Origin of the sequence: Exiguobacterium sp. SH31, assembly GCF_001816105.1 — a bacterium.
GTDB lineage: Bacteria > Bacillota > Bacilli > Exiguobacteriales > Exiguobacteriaceae > Exiguobacterium > Exiguobacterium aurantiacum_A.
Genome location: NZ_LYTG01000093.1, coordinates 1 through 19,537, shown reverse-complemented (window position 1 = coordinate 19,537; position 19,537 = coordinate 1). Strand labels below are relative to the sequence as shown.

21 protein-coding genes are annotated in these 19,537 nt (G+C 53.1%); 2 read left to right on the top strand and 19 right to left on the bottom strand.

What is annotated here, in order from left to right; translation table 11 throughout:
- Nucleotides 1-117: 117 nt before the first annotated feature.
- From tig to A6395_RS12950, 11 genes are all read right to left on the bottom strand, one after another.
- Nucleotides 118-1,410 (bottom strand): trigger factor, encoded by a 1,293-nt coding sequence (gene tig / locus A6395_RS13000; protein ID WP_070327725.1) that lies wholly within the window; start codon nucleotides 1,408-1,410, stop codon nucleotides 118-120.
- 98 nt (nucleotides 1,411-1,508) lie between these two features.
- Entirely contained in the window at nucleotides 1,509-2,414 is a 906-nt protein-coding gene (locus A6395_RS12995; RefSeq protein WP_071399356.1) for a hypothetical protein, read from the bottom strand.
- Between the two features lie 545 nt (nucleotides 2,415-2,959).
- Complete coding sequence (locus tag A6395_RS12990; protein WP_071399355.1) at nucleotides 2,960-3,472, bottom strand: metallophosphoesterase family protein; 513 nt, start codon at nucleotides 3,470-3,472, stop codon at nucleotides 2,960-2,962.
- 5 nt (nucleotides 3,473-3,477) lie between these two features.
- Nucleotides 3,478-4,068: an XTP/dITP diphosphatase gene (locus A6395_RS12985; protein ID WP_071399354.1), complete on the bottom strand. Its 591-nt coding sequence runs from the start codon at nucleotides 4,066-4,068 to the stop codon at nucleotides 3,478-3,480.
- The gene (gene rph / locus A6395_RS12980; RefSeq protein WP_071399353.1) at nucleotides 4,065-4,814 is read right to left on the bottom strand and encodes a ribonuclease PH; all 750 of its coding nucleotides are present in this window, start codon (nucleotides 4,812-4,814) and stop codon (nucleotides 4,065-4,067) included. Before rph ends, A6395_RS12985 begins: the two co-directional genes overlap by 4 nt.
- Nucleotides 4,807-5,613: a glutamate racemase gene (racE, locus tag A6395_RS12975; RefSeq protein ID WP_071399352.1), complete on the bottom strand. Its 807-nt coding sequence runs from the start codon at nucleotides 5,611-5,613 to the stop codon at nucleotides 4,807-4,809. Before racE ends, rph begins: the two co-directional genes overlap by 8 nt.
- Nucleotides 5,614-5,730: 117 nt before the next feature.
- Nucleotides 5,731-5,994, bottom strand: coding sequence for a phosphocarrier protein HPr (locus A6395_RS12970; protein WP_021066838.1), 264 nt, complete (start codon nucleotides 5,992-5,994; stop codon nucleotides 5,731-5,733).
- 72 nt (nucleotides 5,995-6,066) lie between these two features.
- The gene (locus A6395_RS12965; protein WP_071399382.1) at nucleotides 6,067-6,507 is read right to left on the bottom strand and encodes an acyl-CoA thioesterase; all 441 of its coding nucleotides are present in this window, start codon (nucleotides 6,505-6,507) and stop codon (nucleotides 6,067-6,069) included.
- A 9-nt stretch (nucleotides 6,508-6,516) separates the two neighbouring features.
- Nucleotides 6,517-7,305, bottom strand: a complete 789-nt coding sequence (gene sdhB, locus A6395_RS12960) for a succinate dehydrogenase iron-sulfur subunit (RefSeq protein ID WP_173647397.1) — start codon at nucleotides 7,303-7,305, stop codon at nucleotides 6,517-6,519.
- A gap of 8 nt (nucleotides 7,306-7,313) precedes the next feature.
- Nucleotides 7,314-9,071, bottom strand: coding sequence for a succinate dehydrogenase flavoprotein subunit (sdhA, locus tag A6395_RS12955; protein ID WP_071399351.1), 1,758 nt, complete (start codon nucleotides 9,069-9,071; stop codon nucleotides 7,314-7,316).
- 15 nt (nucleotides 9,072-9,086) lie between these two features.
- Complete coding sequence (locus A6395_RS12950) at nucleotides 9,087-9,704, bottom strand: succinate dehydrogenase cytochrome b558 subunit (RefSeq protein WP_071399350.1); 618 nt, start codon at nucleotides 9,702-9,704, stop codon at nucleotides 9,087-9,089.
- A 223-nt stretch (nucleotides 9,705-9,927) separates the two neighbouring features.
- Here A6395_RS12950 and A6395_RS12945 point away from each other — a divergent pair, with 223 nt between their 5' ends.
- Entirely contained in the window at nucleotides 9,928-10,320 is a 393-nt protein-coding gene (locus A6395_RS12945) for a YslB family protein (protein WP_236637606.1), read from the top strand.
- A gap of 31 nt (nucleotides 10,321-10,351) precedes the next feature.
- Here A6395_RS12945 and uvrC read toward each other — a convergent pair whose 3' ends face one another.
- Nucleotides 10,352-12,136, bottom strand: coding sequence for an excinuclease ABC subunit UvrC (gene uvrC / locus A6395_RS12940; protein WP_071399348.1), 1,785 nt, complete (start codon nucleotides 12,134-12,136; stop codon nucleotides 10,352-10,354).
- A 71-nt stretch (nucleotides 12,137-12,207) separates the two neighbouring features.
- Here uvrC and A6395_RS12935 point away from each other — a divergent pair, with 71 nt between their 5' ends.
- On the top strand, nucleotides 12,208-13,521 hold the full coding sequence (locus tag A6395_RS12935) for a dihydrolipoyl dehydrogenase family protein (RefSeq protein WP_071399347.1): 1,314 nt from the start codon (nucleotides 12,208-12,210) through the stop codon (nucleotides 13,519-13,521).
- Between the two features lie 38 nt (nucleotides 13,522-13,559).
- On the opposite strand, the gene mnhG is transcribed toward A6395_RS12935, so the two are convergent.
- The 7 genes from mnhG to A6395_RS12900 are packed head-to-tail and all read right to left on the bottom strand — an operon-like array spanning nucleotide 13,560 to nucleotide 19,348.
- Nucleotides 13,560-13,919: a monovalent cation/H(+) antiporter subunit G gene (gene mnhG, locus A6395_RS12930; RefSeq protein ID WP_071399346.1), complete on the bottom strand. Its 360-nt coding sequence runs from the start codon at nucleotides 13,917-13,919 to the stop codon at nucleotides 13,560-13,562.
- Nucleotides 13,897-14,193 (bottom strand): Na(+)/H(+) antiporter subunit F1, encoded by a 297-nt coding sequence (locus A6395_RS12925; RefSeq protein WP_173647396.1) that lies wholly within the window; start codon nucleotides 14,191-14,193, stop codon nucleotides 13,897-13,899. Before A6395_RS12925 ends, mnhG begins: the two co-directional genes overlap by 23 nt.
- The gene (locus A6395_RS12920) at nucleotides 14,190-14,675 is read right to left on the bottom strand and encodes a Na+/H+ antiporter subunit E (RefSeq protein ID WP_071399345.1); all 486 of its coding nucleotides are present in this window, start codon (nucleotides 14,673-14,675) and stop codon (nucleotides 14,190-14,192) included. Before A6395_RS12920 ends, A6395_RS12925 begins: the two co-directional genes overlap by 4 nt.
- Before the next feature lie 7 nt (nucleotides 14,676-14,682).
- A complete protein-coding gene (locus A6395_RS12915; RefSeq protein ID WP_071399344.1) occupies nucleotides 14,683-16,164 on the bottom strand; it encodes a Na+/H+ antiporter subunit D in 1,482 nt (493 codons plus the stop codon).
- Nucleotides 16,157-16,498 carry a Na(+)/H(+) antiporter subunit C gene (locus A6395_RS12910; RefSeq protein ID WP_071399343.1) on the bottom strand — a complete coding sequence of 114 codons (342 nt, stop codon included), beginning with the start codon at nucleotides 16,496-16,498 and terminating at the stop codon, nucleotides 16,157-16,159. Before A6395_RS12910 ends, A6395_RS12915 begins: the two co-directional genes overlap by 8 nt.
- Complete coding sequence (locus A6395_RS12905; protein ID WP_071399342.1) at nucleotides 16,498-16,935, bottom strand: Na(+)/H(+) antiporter subunit B; 438 nt, start codon at nucleotides 16,933-16,935, stop codon at nucleotides 16,498-16,500. Before A6395_RS12905 ends, A6395_RS12910 begins: the two co-directional genes overlap by 1 nt.
- Nucleotides 16,919-19,348, bottom strand: coding sequence for a Na+/H+ antiporter subunit A (locus tag A6395_RS12900; protein ID WP_071399341.1), 2,430 nt, complete (start codon nucleotides 19,346-19,348; stop codon nucleotides 16,919-16,921). The genes A6395_RS12905 and A6395_RS12900 overlap by 17 nt, the downstream gene beginning before the upstream one ends.
- Nucleotides 19,349-19,537: the final 189 nt, after the last annotated feature.

Sequence of the window (19,537 nt, the reverse complement as noted above, 5' to 3'; positions counted from 1 at the left end):
ATCTCTGCGTTGCAATAATTGTAGCATGAACATATAGCGACTTCAAAGATTAACACACGTAATGTGTCGTGACAGAAAAAAGGACGACTGCGTCGCAGTCGCCCTCCTCTCATCTAATTACTTCGCTTTACCAGTTTCAACGAGGATGTCGATCGCCTTACGGAATTTGAGGTCACCTTTAAGTGTCTCGATTCCGCCTTGCGGTGCGAGCATCGTACGGAGTTGATCCGGTGCGATGTTGTAGAGTTTAGACATTTCTTCGAGTTCTTTCTCAGCATCTTCATCAGTTACTTCGATCGCTTCTTTTTCAGCGATTGCTTTCAAGACGAGACGAGCTTTAACGCGCTCTTCAGCTTGCTCTTTCATCTCTTCACGCATAGCTTCTTCTGTTGTGCCAGTGAGTTCGAAGTACATGTTGAGGTCGATGCCTTGTGAAGATACACGAGTACCGAACTCTTGAACCATGCGATCTACTTCTTGGTCGATGAGGATTGCAGGTACGTCGATTGTCGCGTTAGCAGTTGCTTGCTCAACGAGTTGGTCGCGCATCGTGCCATCAGCTTCTTGTTGCTTCGCAGCTTCTAAGCGCTCACGAATTTTCGCTTTCAACTCGTCGAGTGATGCTACTGACTCGTCGATGTCTTTTGCGAACTCGTCGTCGAGCTCAGGAACTTGCTTCGCTTTTACTTCGTGAAGTTTGACTTTGAACGTCGCTGGTTTACCCGCCAAGTTGTCAGCGTGGTACTCTTCAGGGAATGTTACTTCGATGTCTTTTTCTTCACCAGCAGTCATGCCTACCATTTGCTCTTCGAATCCAGGAATGAATTGACCTGAACCGATTTCAAGTGTGTAGTTTTCAGCCGTGCCACCTTCGAATTGCTCGCCTTCAGCGAAACCTGCGAAATCAAAGACAGCTGTATCGCCGTTTTCGACTGCGCCTTCTTTAACAGCAAGTTCTGCGCCTTGCTCTTTGAGGGCGTCAAGTTCTGCTGCGACTTCTTCGTCTGTGACGTTCGTTTCTACAGCATCGTACTCGAGACCTTTGTAGTCGCCGAGCTCAGCTTCTGGTTCAACAACGAATGTTACTTTGAAAGTAACCGGCTGACCTTTTTCGAGCGTGCCATCAACGTCGATGTTTTCGAGAGCCATTGGTTCGAAACCAGCTTCTTCGACTGCAGATTGGATTGTGTCACGGTAGAGAATATCAAGCGCATCTTGGAAGAGTGCTTCTTCTCCGTACATTTTGTTGAACATTGGACGTGGCAATTTCCCTTTACGGAAGCCAGGTACGTTCAAGTTTTTGACGACATCTTTAAATGCTGCGTCGACTGCTTTATTGAATGCTTCTGCAGGTGCTTCGTACGTGAGTACGCCTTGGCTACCTGATGTTTTTTCCCATTTTGCTGTCATGCTAAGTCCCTCCAACAAATTCGTTTATTCTTCTATACCGTACAAAAATGTACAACAAGCAGTATTATAGCATAAATCAGGTGACTGCACACAAGGATTTAGTCTAGAAACGCTTGCGTGAAACGGATGTCCGCCTCTAAAATTTCAGCCGCGAGCCCGTCTGTTTCTTCATCGTTCAGGATCGCTGCTTTCGCTTTCACGACGGCTGTTTCGATTTCAGATGTCTCACCCGGTGTGAACGGATAGTGCGTATACATGTAGTTCATGAGCAGTTGCGTCGCGATTTCGTCGCCTTTGACGGCCTTCTGCAAATCGTGGACCACATGCTCCCATTCGTCCATCTTCACTTGTGCCTCTGCCTGCGTCAGCCGATGATGCGTTTCGAGGTCGACCCATTCGATGACGGACAGTTCTTCGAACGCTTTTTCGAGCACGATCAACTTCATCAATTTTGGGCGATCTTCAAGGAGCAGTTCCTTTAATACGTTGTCGAGTACGTCATCGATATTGAAATGGACGTGCTCGAGCAGTTCAATCTGTTCCCCGACACTGCCACGATGAACCGTCCGTTTCAGTTTGGCGATGGCCGCCGGAAACTCGGTCATCTTAAGTACTTGGAGCACTTGGTAAGCTTGGGTGTTCACTTGATCGGCCTTGTCTTGCCACTCTAAATATTGATGAATCCAGTGTGCCGCCTCGAAAGGTTGGTCACGCATGATGTAGTACTGGGCAATTTGAAGCCCGCCGGCTGCCGGTTCTTCTGCCTCATGAATCTGCGTCGTGACGAGTTCTTCGAGTTTTTCAAGCGTTTCCGGCTCTTCCGGACGCTCCATCAAACATTGAAAAATTTCCATGAAAATAAACTGATCGCCTTTGACGGCTGCGTACCAATCCCATAGGATCGGCTCGACCCGTTGCCGCTCCCCGGCCGCATCCGCTTCTTGAATCATCTTCTGCAGCCGCGACCAGTTCCCTGGAAACGGGTACTCCCGCTCTTTTTCCATCTTCACACACCCTTTCTTCCATCCATCTCCATCTTCCTTAGGAATTGCTGCGTTGTCAATCAATACCCCGGAAAACGAAAAAAGAGACAACCTCCGTGGAGGCTATCTCTATTTTAAATGGAAGTGTCCCAAGAGGGATTCGAACCCCCGACCGACGCCTTAGCTTACCACCATGGCTTTCGCCACCAACGCATGTTGTTTGTAGTCTGGACTATATCTTCACCATTTCAGGTGCGACACGTGTAGTCTCTACGGAACCTCACGAACAAATTGTTCCTTCAATGGTTCTACCTCTAAAGGCTGACCCTTTAGTCCTTTGAACCACCTTGACCTCGAAAGGATACAAGTTTCCTCGGTATTACCATCAGCATGATCTGTTAAGGCTTCACCGATATAGTGTCGTCCACTCTATAGGTTTCTGTTTCCCTATAAAGGCTCCTATTTGTCTTGAAGGGCGTTGCTCTATCCAGCTGAGCTATTGGGACATTGACAAGAAAACTATAATAGAAAAATGCTTTGCTGTCAATTGGTTCTTTCTGTTTTGTTCAAAGTTGTCCTGACAAGTCCAAATCTTCGACGTGCGTCCCGTCCTCAGACCGGTAAAACCGGACCGCTGCCTGACCGGCGTCAAGGTCGATCAACGCGTACGTCTTGTCCGCGCGTCCGCGCGGCATCCGGATCGAGCCCGGGTTCACGTAGAGCACCCCGTCTTCGATGACGGCCCCGGCCACGTGCGAGTGACCGTACAAGACGACGTTCGCCCCGATTTCCTCGGCCCGATAACGCAACCGGTTCAAATCGAACTTCACGTCATGGTGATGGCCGTGGACGATTAAAACCGTACCTTCAGGTGTCTCTTCGACCCGTTCGAGCGGCAAATCGCCCCCGAAGTCACAGTTTCCGCGGACGGTCCGATACGGCAGCAAGTGCTCGTCGACGAGCGCGAGCTGGGAGTCGCCGCAATGGAACGCGTCTTCAATCTCAGTTTCATGCCGAGTAAAGATGGTCGTTAGTTCGTCTGTCAATCCGTGACTGTCACTGACTACTAGAAAACGCATACACCTCAACCTTTCATAAATGGAATGATTTCTGCCTCCAGTTTTCTTAACGCCTGACCGCGATGACTGACCGCCGCCTTTTCGTCACGCTCGAGCTCTGCTGCCGTCTTATGGAGCGACGGGACGATAAAGAGCGGGTCGTACCCGAATCCATTTTCCCCGTGGGGCGCATAGCCGATCGTACCTTCGATTGTCCCGCGCACGGTCAACGTCTCGCCTGTCGGTTTGGCGAGGCAGAGCGCGCAGACGAAGCGAGCCGAGCGGTCGTTCGCCCCGTTCAACTTCTCGAGCAGGAGCGCGTTGTTCGCCGCGTCCGACTTCTCAGGACCGGCGAAGCGGGCCGAGTGGACGCCTGGGGCACCGTCGAGCGCATCGACTTCAAGCCCCGAATCGTCGGCGAGGACGGCGTGTCCGAAGTAACGGGCCGCCTCGGTCGCTTTCAGTTCGGCGTTCGCTTCGAACGTCGTGCCCGTCTCATCCGTTTCCGGTGCATCCGGATAATCTAAGAGCGATTCGACTTCAAATCCGAGCGGCGTGAGCATCCCTTCGATTTCAACCACTTTCCCTTTGTTGCGTGTCGCGACAATCAGTTTCATATCGTTTCCTCCATTTGTTCCCCGACATACCACCATGAGGCACCGAGTGCGTCTTCTGCTGCTTTGAACAGCGTCTCGATCCCGCCTTGGGCCATCTGGAGCATCTCATTCATTTCTTGCAGCGTGAACGTCGCTTCTTCACCCGTGCCTTGCACTTCGACGAAGCGTCCGCTCGCCGTCATAACGACGTTCATGTCAACTTCGGCCGCTGCGTCTTCTTCATAGTTCAAGTCGAGCAACAGCTCGTTCGTCCGTCCGACCGAGATGGCGGCGACGCCTTCTTTGATCGGCGTGTCGCCGAGTTTGCCTTGACGGATGAGCGCGTCGATCGCGAGCACGAGCGCACAAAAACCGCCTGTGATCGACGCTGTCCGTGTGCCACCATCTGCTTGGATGACGTCACAATCGATCCAGATCGTCCGTTCACCGAGCCGTTCCAAGTCGACGACCGAACGGAGCGAACGCGAAATCAACCGTTGAATCTCCATCGTCCGTCCTGTCTGCTTACCGCGAACGGATTCCCGGACGGTCCGGTTACCCGTCGCCCGTGGCAGCATCGCGTACTCGGCGTTGATCCAGCCCTGTTTCTTCCCGCGCAGGAAGTTTGGGACGCGTTCTTCGACCGTCGCCGTACAGATCACTTTCGTGTCCCCGATCGAGATCAAGACCGAGCCTTCGGCATGTTTGTTCACGTGCGGAATGATCTCAACGGTCCGCAGTTCATCATGTTGTCTTTCGTTACGCATCGACACCAGACACCTCTACTTTCTCCGCTTTCACGGGTTGGCCAAGCCACTCTGTCGCCAATCGGTTGAAGATGGCGACATCCCCGGTCGCATAAAACTGATGCGTCGGGATGGTATCCAAATCGTTCTCAAGTTCTTTAAAATCAAGGATCGCCGCCACTTCGAGCGCCGTCTCATCACCTGACGAAATCAAGTGGACATCGGGTCCGACGACGTCTTGGATGACCGGCGCTAGCAACGGATAATGGGTGCACCCAAGGATGAGCGTGTCCATCTCCGAATCTTGGAGCGGAAGAATCGTCTCGGCGACGATCGACCGGACGCGTTCGCCGCTCAATTCGCCGGCTTCGACGAGCGGGACGAACGGCGGGCAAGCGAGCGAATAGACATCGATCTCGCCCGCGACGTGACGGAGCGCCGTCTCGTACGAATTGCTTTCGACCGTCATCTTCGTGCCGATGACACCGATATGTTTGTTGCGTGTGCCTTTGACGGCGGCCCGGGCGCCCGGGTCGATGACACCGATGACCGGGATGTTGAGGCGCTTGCGCGCTTCTTTCAAGACGACAGCCGTCGCCGTGTTGCAGGCGATGACAATCATCTTAACGTCTTTTTCTAATAGGAATTCAATCAATTCCCACGTATATGCTTCAATCTCATCGTGCGGACGCGGCCCATACGGACAGCGCTCCGTGTCGCCGATATAGATGATTTCTTCTTTCGGCAGCTGGCGGATCAGTTCTTTGACTACGGTCAAGCCGCCAACACCTGAATCGAGTACTCCAATCGCTCGTTTCATAAATATCACTTCCATTCCCATCTATCTTACCAAAAAAGCCGTATCCAAAAAAGAAACGGTGTCATGACAAACAAAAAAGACGAGGTAGCCGATTGGCCGCCTCGTCCGTTGCTCGAATTACTGAGCAAGACCTTCGCTAGTGAGCATGTCAGAAAGCGTGTTAACCGCTTCTTCTGCATCGTCACCTGCTGCAGTGATCTTGATTGTTGAATCTTTAGCGATTCCGAGTGAAAGTACACCCATGATCGACTTCAAGTTAACTGTCTTACCATTGTACTCAAGGTTGATATCTGATTGGAACTTAGAAGCTGTGTTGACCAACTGAGTAGCTGGACGAGCGTGGATTCCTGAATCAGCAACGACTGTGAATGTTTTTTCCATGACGTGATAGTCTCCCTTCAAATCTGAATTCTGCAGGCGAACCGGCAGAAATTTTTGTTTGTGAACTCATTATCAAATGATAGCGGATTCGCAAAAATTCTGCAAGCGATTTTTATATTCTGGAGTCCATTCGGCCGGACGACCGGATTTTGACAAATGCACGAGGCTCGTACGGCCCGCGAACATGAGTTGATCTCCATCATATGCGCCGTAATGAATATCACATGAAGTGTTTCCGACCGTCAAGACATTGGCATACACCTTCAACTGTTGCCGCGGCATCACTTGTCGGACGTAATCGCACTGGGCGTCCGCCACGACGACGAAGCCGTCTTTCAAGGAAAATCCTGTCGCTTCGAGCAGCTCGATCCGTGCATCCTCAAAATAGATGAACGGGATTGTGTTATTCATATGGCCGTACGGGTCGCACTCCGAAAAACGGACTTTGACGTCGAGCTCGATTCCTGACCTGACACGCGTTTCCCAACCGGGTTCCCGAAAATACTTTGACATCGGCAAACGTTACGCCTCGACCGCAGAACCGGTACGACCTTTGTCGCTGCCGAAGAACTGTTTGAACGAGTGAAGCGTCGTCTGACGGTTCATCGCGGCGATTGACGTCGTGAGCGGAATTCCTTTCGGACAAACCTCGACACAGTTTTGCGCGTTTCCGCACTGCATGATGCCCCCGTCTTCCATGAGCGCTTCGAGACGTTCTTCCGCGTGGAAAGCGCCGGTCGGATGCGAGTTGAAGAGACGGACTTGTGAGAGTGCGGCCGGGCCGATGAAGTTCGACTTGTCGTTAACGTTCGGGCAAGCCTCGAGGCAGACACCGCACGTCATACATTTCGATAACTCATACGCCCATTGACGTTTGTTCTCTGGCATCCGTGGTCCTGGACCGAGATCGTACGTGCCATCGATTGGTACCCACGCCTTCACTTTTTTCAAAGCGTCGAACATGCGCTGACGGTCGACTTGAAGATCCCGGATGACCGGGAACGTCTTCATCGGAGCAAGGCGGATCGGCTGCTCGAGTTTATCGACGAGCGCCGTACACGACTGGCGCGGCTTGCCGTTGATGATCATCGAACAAGCGCCGCACACTTCCTCAAGACAGTTCATGTCCCAGGTGATCGGTGTCGTCTTGTTGCCTTCAGCGTTGACCGGGTTGCGGCGGATCTCCATGAGCGCCGAGATGACGTTCATGTTCGGACGATATGGGACCGAGAACTCTTCCGAGTAGGTCGCTTGATCCGGACCGTCCTGGCGTTCGATGATAAAACGAATATCTTTATGCTCAGACTGCATCGGCGTCGTCATTTCGTCTTCGCCCCTTTCTTCGAGTAATCCCGTTTACGTGGCGGGATTAACGAAACGTCGATCTCTTCAAACGAGATATCGACTTCCCCTTCGTTGTAACGTGCCATCGTCGTCTTCATGAACAACTCGTCATTCCGTTCCGGGAAGTCCGGTTTGTAATGAGCGCCACGGCTCTCGTCGCGTTTAAGGGCGCCGAGCGTGATGACGCGCGCGAGGTCGAGCATGTGGTCGAGTTGACGGATGAACGAGGCACCTTGGTTGCTCCAGCGCGCCGTATCGGTCGCTGAGATGTTGTTGTAGCGTTCGCGTAGCTCGCGTAGCTTCAAGTCTGTCGCTTCGAGCTTATCGTTGTAACGAACGACCGTGACGTTGTCGGTCATGAGTTCGCCGAGTTCCCGGTGAATCTGGTAGGCGTTCTCCGTACCTTCCATCGCAAGGATGTCATTGAACCGCTCGATTTCTTCACGTTCGTTGAAGTTGAAGAGCGCTTCTGGCACGCTCTCGGTCGCTTGGTCAAGACCGCGCATATAGTTGACCGCCGCAGGCCCGGCCTCCATCCCGCCGTAAACGGCAGACAAGAGTGAGTTCGCGCCGAGACGGTTCGCCCCGTGCATCGAATAGTCACACTCGCCGGCTGCGAACAGCCCTGGGATGTTCGTCATTTGATCGTAGTCGACCCATAGTCCGCCCATCGAGTAGTGAACGGCCGGGAAGATCTTCATCGGTACTTTACGCGGATCGTCGCCGACGAACTTCTCATAAATTTCAAGAATACCGCCGAGCTTGATGTCGAGTTCTTTCGAATCTTTATGCGATAAATCGAGATAGACCATGTTCTCGCCGTTGACGCCGAGCTTTTGGTTGACGCAGACTTCGAAAATCTCACGTGTCGCGATGTCACGCGGTACGAGGTTTCCGTAGTCCGGATACTTCTCTTCAAGGAAGTACCAAGGTTTTCCGTCTTTGTATGTCCAAACACGTCCACCTTCTCCACGCGCCGACTCACTCATGAGCCGAAGCTTGTCGTCCCCTGGGATCGCCGTCGGGTGGATTTGGATGAACTCCCCGTTGGCGTAGACTGCACCTTGGCGGTAAACCGCACCGGCCGCTTGCCCTGTGTTGATGACCGAGTTCGTCGATTTACCGAAGATGACACCTGGGCCGCCTGTCGCGAGGATGACCGCATCCGATGGGAACGCTTTAATTTCCATCGAGCGTAAATCCTGACAGACCGCACCGCGGCAAATACCCGTTTCATCAACGATGGCACGGAGAAACTCCCAGCCCTCATACTTCTCAACGAGACCTTGCGCCTCGAAGCGGCGGACTTGTTCGTCTAGTGCGTACAAGAGCTGTTGCCCTGTCGTCGCGCCGGCGTAAGCCGTCCGATGATAGAGCGTGCCCCCGAAGCGGCGGAAGTCGAGCAGACCTTCCGGCGTACGGTTGAACATGACACCCATCCGGTCGAACATGTGGATGATCTTCGGTGCCGCTTCCGCCATCTTTTGGACTGGCTGTTGGTTGGCAAGGAAGTCCCCGCCGTAAACCGTGTCATCGAAGTGTTGCCAAGTAGAATCCCCTTCCCCTTTCGTGTTGACGGCTCCGTTGATGCCGCCCTGAGCACAAACTGAATGTGAACGCTTGACCGGTACAAGCGAGAATAGTTTAACCGGAACACCCATCTCTGCCGACTTGATTGTCGCCATGAGTCCAGCTAGACCGCCACCGATGACGATCAAACTTTGATTTGCCATATACATTTCCCCCTATTACAAGATGCCCGCGAACGTCAAGATTGAACGGATGCCGACAAAAGATAGTGCCAAGAACACGGCTCCAGAGACGTAGCTCATGAAGTGTTGTGAACGCGGCGACTGTGTGATTCCCCACGTGATGGCAAACGACCAGAGACCGTTCGCGAAGTGGAACGTAGCCGAGAGGATCCCGACTATGTAGAAGATGAGCATGAGCGGATTGTCGACGATGTTTTGCATCATCTCCGCATTGACCTCGACGCCACGCAACTTCGCCAAGCGCGTTTCCCAAACGTGCCACGCGATGAAGATGACGAGGAATACGCCCGTGAAGCGTTGGATCATGTACATCCAGTTCCGCGCGTATGAGTATCGGTTCGTGTTGATCGAACCGAGGAAGGCGTAATACACGCCGTACACACCGTGGAAAATCATCGGCAAAGCGATGATTGTCACTTCAAGGAAGTACAAGTACGGTAAGCTCTCCATAAATTTTGCTGCCTTGTTGAACGATTCCACCCCATCGACGATATAGTAGTTGACCGACAAATGGACGATCAAAAACAGGCCGATTGGAATGACCCCAAGTAGCGAATGGACTTTACGACTGAAATAGTCACGACGCGCTGCCATTCTAGTTCCCCCTTTTCACGAGCCCTTGGCTCGTTTTGTAAATAAAAGCGTTTTCAAATGTAAATATAGCTTTCTGTCTCCTATTCTACTCTTGTGAAATTTGTATGACAAGATAACCTAGCCGATTTGTCCCACATTCTTTTAGAAAATACCCGGTGACCAAATCCAAATTTGTCGTTATAATAGTATAGAAAGATTGGAGTGATGGAATAAGATGGAAACGATGAGCCAACCCACTTTCGCGATCGAACTACTTCGCGACTATGTGTTGACAGATTTGCTTGGGGACGATTACGCCCAAGTCATCTATTGGTCCGGAAAACGGGTCGCCCGCAAATTCCCGACGATGCCGAATGAAGAACTGACTGCGTTCTTCTCGGAAGCCGGTTGGGGAGATTTGACGCTCGTGAAAGAGAAAGAGAGCAAGTTCGTGTTCGAACTCATCCCACCGCCTGCGACCCAAGCGAAAGCGAACGGGTATTACCAGCTTGAGGCTGGATTTTTGGCTGAACAGATTGCCGGGCGTTTCCAATGCGTCGCTGAAGGCTATGCCGACCCGGGGCGTCAGGCCGTCCACATCACCGTCCAATTAGACCGAAAAGATACGTACGAATAAGAAGAGCCGATGCGACCGCATCGGCTCTTTCTTATTCATCTGTCTCCTCATGCACATGCTCAAGCACGATTTGGGCGAGCTTTTCAGGTAGCCCCGCTTCTTTCAACTGTTCGAGCGAGGCGAGACGAATCTGTTTCATCGACCCGAAATGACGGATCAGTTGCTGACGCCGCTTCGGTCCGACACCCGGGATATCGTCGAGCACCGACTGCGTCATCTTCTTCGTCCGCAAGCTGCGGTGGAACGTGATGGCGAAACGGTGAACCTCGTCTTGCATCCGTTGCAACAGATAGAACGCGCTTGACCGCGAGTTCAATTCGACGACACTGCCGCCTTCACCGAACAGAAGCTGGCTCGTCCGGTGTCGGTCATCCTTCTTCAACGATCCGACCGGCAAATCGAGGCCGAACTCATTCTGCAACACGTCAAGGGCGGCGTTCAACTGGCCGAGTCCCCCGTCGATCAATAGAAGATCCGGCAGACGTTTGTCCTCGGTCAACAATCGCCGGAAACGGCGGCGGACGACTTCGCGCATCGTCTCGTAATCGTCCGGTCCTTGGACGGTCCGGATCTTGTACTTCCGATATTCTTTCTTGAGCGGCTTGCCGTCCTCAAAGACGACGAGCGCCGAGACGGCGTCAGCCCCTTGGATGTTGGCATTATCGATGATGTCGACGCGCGACAAGTTCGGGATACCGATTGCCTCACCGAGTTCACGCATCGCGAGCAATGTCCGCTCTTCATCACGCGCGAGCAGTTCGAACTTCTCGTTCAAGGCGATGCCCGCGTTCTTCGTCGCGAGCTCGAGCAACTGTCGTTTCGCCCCACGTTTCGGTTGCATCACTTTCGTCCCGAGCGCCTCGACTAACAAGTCGATCCGGACAATCTCTGGGACGAGTACTTCTTTCGGCAACACGTTCTGCTCATAGAACTGGACGATGAAGCTCTCGAGTTCTTCTGACGGTTCTCCGTGGAGCGGGAACAACGAGACGTCGCGTTCGATCATCTTGCCGCCGCGCATATAGAACACTTGGACGCACATCCAGCCCCGGTCGAGCGTATAGCCGAAGACGTCGCGCGCCGTCGGGTCGGCCGTGATCATGTTCTGTTTGTTCATGATCGATTCGACGGCCCGGATCTGATCGCGGAGCTCGGCCGCCCGCTCGAACTGCATATCCTCGGCCGCCTGGTGCATATCGACTTGGAGCTTGGCGAGCGTCTCGCTCGTCTCCCCGTTCAAGAAACGGCGTATCTCTTGGACGATCGACTTCTGCTCGTCGGTGTCGACGGCGAGTTCACAAGGACCGAGACATTGGTCGATGTGGTAGTACAGACAGAGCTTCCGTGGCATCGGCTGACATTTCCGGAGCGGATACAGCTTGTCGAGCAACCGTTTCGTCTCGTTGGCGGCGTAGGCGTTCGGGTATGGCCCGAAGTAATGGCCGCCGTCCCGTTTCAACTTACGTGTCGTGAGCAGCCGCGGGTACGGCTCGTTCGTGACTTTAATATACGGATACGACTTGTCGTCTTTCAACCGGATGTTGTATTTCGGGTCGTGTTTTTTTATGAGCGTCATCTCGAGCAAGAGTGCCTCGAGCTCGCTCGCCGTGACGATATATTCGAAGTCACGGATCTCGGCGACGAGACGCATCGTTTTAATATCGTGCGCCCCGGTAAAGTACGAACGGACGCGGTTCTTTAAGTTTTTCGCTTTCCCGACGTAGATGATCTCACCGTACTCGTTCTTATGCAAGTAACAGCCCGGTTCGTCCGGGAGCAGCGCCAATTTATGTTTAATGTGGTCAGTTTGACTCAAATTTTATCACCTCAGTTTAGCTTCCTCCAAGACGGGAAAAAATTGGTGTAGTCTCAGAGGGAGGGTTTTTGATGAAACGATATGACGTAATCATCATCGGCAGCGGTTCGGCAGCGAGCCAAGCCGCGAGCGTTTTACGCGACGCCGGTAAACGGATTGCCATCGTCGAAAATTGGACGTTCGGCGGGACGTGCCCGCAACGCGGGTGCGATCCGAAAAAGATGCTCGCGGAAGGGGCGGAACTCATCTCCAAAGTCGAACGCATGAAACCGCTCGGCGTCAAAGGAGACATCACGCTCGACTGGCACGCCTTCAAGCGACGTGTCGATGAATACCGCTTCGCCATCCCGACGACGAAGATGCACAAGTGGAAAGAAGATGACATCGACTTATACGAGGGCGAGCCCCACTTTATCGATGAGGACTCGATCGTCATCGAAGGCCATGAGATCTCGGCGCATCAATTTTTGATCGCGACCGGCCAACTTCCGCGCGCACTCGACATCCCAGGCGGTGAAGACGCCATCACGAGCGACGACGTGTTCGACCTTGAGGACGTGCCCGAGCGGATCACCATCGTCGGTGCCGGATATATCGCGTTCGAGTTCGCGCACATTCTCCGCCGGTTCGGCAGCGCTGTCACGCTCCTCATCCGGTCGCGGGCACTTAAACAATTCGACCGAAAAATTGTGAAGCGGCTCATCGATGAGACGATCCACATCGGCATCGACGTCCGGTTCGGGCTCGAGCCCGTCAAGCTTGACGGGAACATCTTGACATTATCAGATGACTCTACCCTAGAAGGGCTCGTCCTTAACGCCACGGGTCGTATCCCGAGCATCGAGCGGCTGCGGTTGGATGCGGCCGGCATCGAGGCGGACAAGGACGGGATCACCGTCAACGGCTATTTACAGACGACGAACGCGAACGTCTATGCGGCCGGCGACGTCGCCAAAAGTCCGAACCCGGCGCTCACCCCGTTTGCCGGGCAAGAAGGACGGATCGCCGCCCTTAACCTGTTGCGGAACAACACACGTCCATTGCCGGAGCGTCCGGCCCCGACGGTCGTGTTCACGACGCCGCCAATCGCCAAAGTCGGTCTGACGGTCGACGAGGCAAAATCACTCGGGATCGACTATGAATGCAGGGACAATGACATGTCCCACTTTCTTACGTATGAACGGGTCAATGATGCGACCGCCTTCTCGCGCGTCTTGCTCAGCAAAGACGGCCACGTCATCGGCGCTCACTTGATCGGGCAACACGCGCCCGAGCTCATCAACTTGTTCTCGTTCATTATACAAAACAATATCAGCCATCAACACGTTAAGCACTTAGAGTTCGCCTATCCGACGTCCGCCTCTGATTTGACACACTTGATGTAAAAAAAAGGCTCTTCCATGTCGTATGGAAGAGCCTTTCGTCATTCGATCCCTTTTTCCTTATCTTCTTTGAGCGCGTCCTGTAACGACTTCTCCCAAAGTGCGACGCCATTAGAGTGAGCCGCCCGAGCGATCAAGTGTCCGCCGACCGGTGCGGTCAACAAGACGAAGAACAAGCCGAGCAAGAGGCGCGCATCGAAGATACGTTGGTCGACCCAGACGTGGAGCACCGCCGCGAACAAGACGAACATGACGCCAAGCGTCGCCGACTTCGATGCCGCGTGCGTCCGGGAATAGACGTCCGGCAAACGGATGAGACCGATCGCCGCAACGACCGTGAAGAACACTCCGATGATCGTGAAGACGCCGGTCAATATATCAAAGATCGTTGTCGCGGTCATGTTGGATGATCTCCCCTCTCTCTAAGAATTTCGAGAATGCCACCGTACCGATGAAGGCGAGGATACTGAGCAAGAGGATAACCTCGAAGAAGATCGTCGTATCGAGCAAGATCGACAACAGCGCGACGACCGAGATCAACGCGATCCCGATCGAGTCGAGCGCGATGACGCGGTCGGCTGTCGTCGGCCCTTTGACGACTCGGTACAGCATACCGAGCATAGCAAACAAAAGAATGGCGAGCGCAATGTAAATTAAAATATCTAATATGCTCATTCCGTCGCCTCCTTAATGGTTGATTCAAAGTTATTGTAGATGTCGCGTTTGAGCGCCTCTTTATCCGGCATGTTGAGCGCGTGGATATAAAGTATTTTATTATCTTTCGAGACTTGGACGACGAGCGTCCCTGGTGTGAGCGAGATCAGCATCGACAACAGGCTGATTTTCCAACCCGAGCGCAGTGACGTTTCATATCGGAAGATACCAGGTTGAATCTTCAATTTCGGGCTCAAAACGAGACGTAACACCTCGAAGTTCGCCATGACGAGCTCACGTGCGAAAATCAAGAACAGCTTGAACAGCTTGATCACACGTGTGAAGTAAAAGCCCGTACCTTCAGATTTGAAGAACCGCCGCATCATGAAGATGACGAGCAACCCGAGCAAGTAACCGACGAGAAACCCGCTCGTCGTGAACGTACCCGTGAAGAACATCCAGATGAACGCCAAGAAAAAGTTGATGAGTAGTTGGTAAGCCATGTCTAAATCACTCCTTAATCACGGCATCGATGTAGATTTCCGGGTCGACAAGCGGTTCGATTGCCTGGGTAATAAACGGATGCATCGCCTCGGCCCCGAATCCGTACGCGACGGCCACTGCCACGAGTAACAACGTCGGCACGATGAGTCGGTTCATATACGGGACGAGCGGACCGTCATAGACGCGTCTCTCTTCTCCCCAGAAGCCATAGAGGAAAATCTTAATGACCGAGAACAGGACGAACAAGCTCGACAGCAAGATGAGAAGCGGGCCGAACAAGTCGCCGTCGGCCACCCCGCCTTGAACGATCAACAATTTACCGAAGAAGCCACTGAGCGGTGGAATGCCGGCGAGTGACAACGCGGCGATGAAGAACGTCCATCCGAACAGCGGGAACCGGGTGATCAATCCACCCATGTCGCGAAGTTGACCGGAACCGGTGATCCCGATCATCATCCCGACGAGCATGAACAAGGCGGCCTTGATGAGCATGTCGTGAATCAAATAGTAGAGCGCCCCTTCGAGCGACGTCTGCGTATTGAGAGCGATCCCGTAAAGGATGACGCCGACCGCGATCATGATGTTGTAGATGATGATCAACTTCACATCGTTATAGGCGATCGCCCCGGTCATCCCGATGACGATCGTCAGCACGGCAAGCACGATCAAGAACGTCTGCATGAACGACCCTGTGTCGAACAAGAGCGTGTACGTCCGTAAGATCGAATAGACGCCGACTTTTGTGAGCAAGGCACCAAACATTGCGAGAATCGGCGTCGGGGCAACGACGTACGATCCAGGCAGCCAGTAGTGCAACGGGACGAGCGCCCCTTTCATACCGAAGACGATGACGAACAAGACACCGATGACGGTGATGACGTTTTGGTTTTCGACGAGCGGAATCTTCTGTGCCAAGTCAGCGAGACTGAGCGTCCCGACGACGCCGTAAAGAAGTGCGACGGCCATGACGAACAGCGCCGACGCGATGACGTTCACGAGCAAGTATTTGATCGACTCGCGCAACTGGACGCCTTTCCCACCGAGTACGATCAAGACGTACGAAGAGATGAGGAAGACTTCAAAGAAGACGAATAAGTTGAAAATATCGCCCGTCGTGAAGGCGCCGTTGACACCGACGAGTAAAAATAACATCGCGACGTACACGTAGTTCGATTCATAAGCGTCCGAGAAGTAATGCGTCGCAAACCAGACGATGAAGAATACGATCAACGTCGATGTTGTGACGAGCAGCGCCGACAACATATCCGAGACGAGCGTGATTCCGAACGGTGCGGGCCAATTCCCGAGGTTGACGGTCAAGATACCGTCTTGCGATACGGTGAAGACGAGCAACACCGATACCGCTAACGTGACAAGTAAAGCCCCGAGTGCCATCACACGTTGTAGGCGTACCTGTTTCGGTGCGAACATCAGGATGACGGCCGCAAGTGCAGGGATGACAATCGGAAAGATCGGTAAGTTAATCATTCGATTCCGTTCCTTTCATTTCCTCAATATTATCCGTGGTCAACTCCTGATACGTCCGATAAGCGAGTACCAAGAAGAACGCCGTCACACCGAAGCTGATGACGATCGCCGTCAAGACGAGCGCTTGCGGCAGCGGGTCAGTATATTCCGTGACCCCGTCGACGAGGACAGGTGCCGCTCCCGTCTTCAGTCCACCCATCGTCAAGACGAGCAAGTGGGCTGCGTGACTGAGCAGGCCGGTACCGATGATGATGCGCAACAAACTCTTTGAGAGAATCATGTAGACCGCGCTCATCGTCAGTACCCCGATGATGATGCTAACGAAGATTTCCATTATTCACTCTCTCCAATCGTTTGAATGATCGTCATCGTCACACCGATGACCACAAGGTAGACGCCTAAGTCAAAGGCGATGGCCGTGTGAAGCGTCTGTTCACCAAGGAGCGGCAAATCGAACTTGTCATAAGCGTGTGTCAGGAACGGACGATCCCAAAATATGCTGTGAAGCGATGTAAGCATCGCGATGACAAGCCCGAGTGCCGTCATGATCCGATAGTCGAACGGTAAAACTTTCGCAAGCGTCTTCGAGTCGAACGCGAGCAGTAACAACACGAGAGCAGCAGCCGTCATCAATCCACCGACAAACCCGCCGCCTGGCGAATAGTGCCCGGCGAAGAATAGGTTGATTGAAAACATGATGATGATGAAGAAGATGATCACCGCAGCCGTCTGTAAGATGACGTCATTCACTTGATCATTTTTCCGATTCATGTTCATGTGCTCCTTTCGTGCGTTCTGTCGTTCTAAACTTGATCATCGTATAGATCCCGATTGCCGCAATGGCGAGGACGACGATCTCGAACAGTGTATCAAAGCCCCGGAAGTCGACAAGGACGACGTTGACCATGTTCTTCCCGGCTGCTAAGTCGTAGACGTTCTCTTTATAATATTCAGAGATCGAAGACAACGACCGGTTCGATAGTGCCATGAAGCTGAGCAACATGACCGTCACCCCAACGATGACCGACACGATCGCGTTCTCCACTTTAAATTTGATGCGAACTTCTTTTCTGCTGATCTCCGGCATGTGATAGAACACGAGCAAGAACAAGGCGACCGATACCGTCTCGATGACGAGCTGCGTCAAGGCGAGGTCCGGTGCTCCAAAGAACACGAAGAACAAGGCGACCGAATAGCCGATGACCCCGAGCAAGATGATCGATGGCAGGCGTGAGCCCATGAACAGAATCGCGAGCGCCGCCAAAATGACGACCGCCCCGAGCACATATTCATACGGTGCGACAGCCTCCATCTCGCCGAACGAGAAGTTGAACAAGTCGAACCAGTACATCGAGAACAACAGCATCCCTGATAAGAACAGGAAGATGTAGATCAAGTAGGTCCGGATGAATCCGGTCATGTAATTGTCTTTAAAACGGTAAGCTGCTTTGTTCGACCAGACGAGAGACCCGTCATACATGCCGTTCAGCGTCAACCGGTTCGGGATATGGTTGTAGATCCCCATCCACTTGTTGATCATGAAGAACATGAGCGTCCCGAGGGCGATAATCCCGAGCGTCATGAATAGCTCTGGAGTAAGTCCGTGCCAGAAGTAAATGTCGACTTTGACCTCTTGCCCGCTCGCGACGAGCGTCGGATAGATCGACTCGACGGCAGGCTTGATGAGCGAGTTCGACAACACGTTCGGAACGAAACCGAGGACGACGACGAGGATGGCTAAAATCGCCGGCGGGATGAGCATCCCGATCGGTGCCTCGTGCGGCTGTTTCGGTAATTCGTCGAACTTGGCTTTCCCCATGAACGTCCGCGTAAAGATGATCAAGCTGTAGATGAACGTGAACACACTCGCGATGAACGCGACGACAGGAATCAAGATCCCAATCGTATCAAGCGCGAAGAAGTCCATCGAGAACACTTTCGTCGTCGCCTTCAAGAACATCTCTTTACTGAGGAAGCCGTTGAATGGCGGTAACCCGGCCATCGACAATGAGCCGATGACGGCGATCGTGAACGTGATTGGCATGACGGTCATGAGACCGCCGAGCTTGCGGATGTCACGCGTGCCCGTCTCATGGTCGACGATCCCGACCATCATGAACAACGATCCTTTGAACGTGGCGTGGTTGATCAAGTGGAAGATGGCCGCGATTGTCGCGACCATGAAGATGTTGTCGTCGATCCCGTCATAGTGAAGCGCCGCGGCGCCAAGGCCGAGCAGCGACATGATGAGACCGAGCTGACTGACCGTCGAGAACGCGAGTATCCCTTTCAAGTCCGTCTGTTTGACGGCGTTGAATGATCCCCAGAACAACGTGAACGTTCCGACCGAGACGATGATCCATAGCCAGAGTGACGACTCTTGGAACACCGGACTCATCCGGGCGACCAAGTAGAGCCCGGCCTTGACCATCGTCGCCGAGTGCAAGTACGCACTGACCGGGGTCGGTGCTTCCATCGCGTCCGGCAACCAGATGTGGAACGGGAATTGCGCCGACTTCGTGAACGCCCCAAGCAAAATCAAAATCATGGCGGCGACGAAGAACGGACTTTCGGCGATAAGCGCCTGATTCGCGACCATGTCGCGGATGCTGAACGATCCGACGATCGACTCCAAGATGACGATCCCGCCGAGCATCGACAGACCACCGAACACGGTGATGAGCATCGACTTGCGGGCCCCATAGCGAGAGCGTTCTTTCTCATACCAATACCCGATCAACAGGAACGACGAAATCGACGTGAGTTCCCAGAACATGTACATGACGACCATGTTATCCGAGAGGACGACACCGAGCATCGCACCCATGAAGAGAAGCAAGTACACATAAAAGTGCCCGAGCGACTCTTTATCTTTGTTCAAGTAGTAAATCGAATACAGGACGACGAGCGCCCCAATCCCTGTAATGAGGAGGGCAAACAGTAGTCCAAGCCCGTCCACGTAAGCAGTAAAGTTGATCCCGAGCGACGGCATCCACTCGACCGTTTCGCTCACGACGTCTCCCGCACTCGTGATTCCGATGAAGCGGAAGAAGTAGACGAACAGGAGTACCGGGACGACCAGTACGAACCAGCCCGTATGGATCCGTTTCAACGCCCGAAACAAAAACGGGATGAACGGTGCCGCGAGGAGCGGCAATAAGATAGCTAAATGTAACACCGACAAGAAAATTCCTCCTTCGAACAGAGTCTTACAACGATGGCATCAAATATTAAGTTCATTTGACGCCATCACGTCTTCCTCATGAGTATAGCTTAAATTTTCAGGCTGTTTCCATGATAAAAGCTTCCCGCTTTTCTAGCCGCGGCTAAAAAAACCTGAACTGTTAAATATGAAGGGAGTCGACAAAAAACG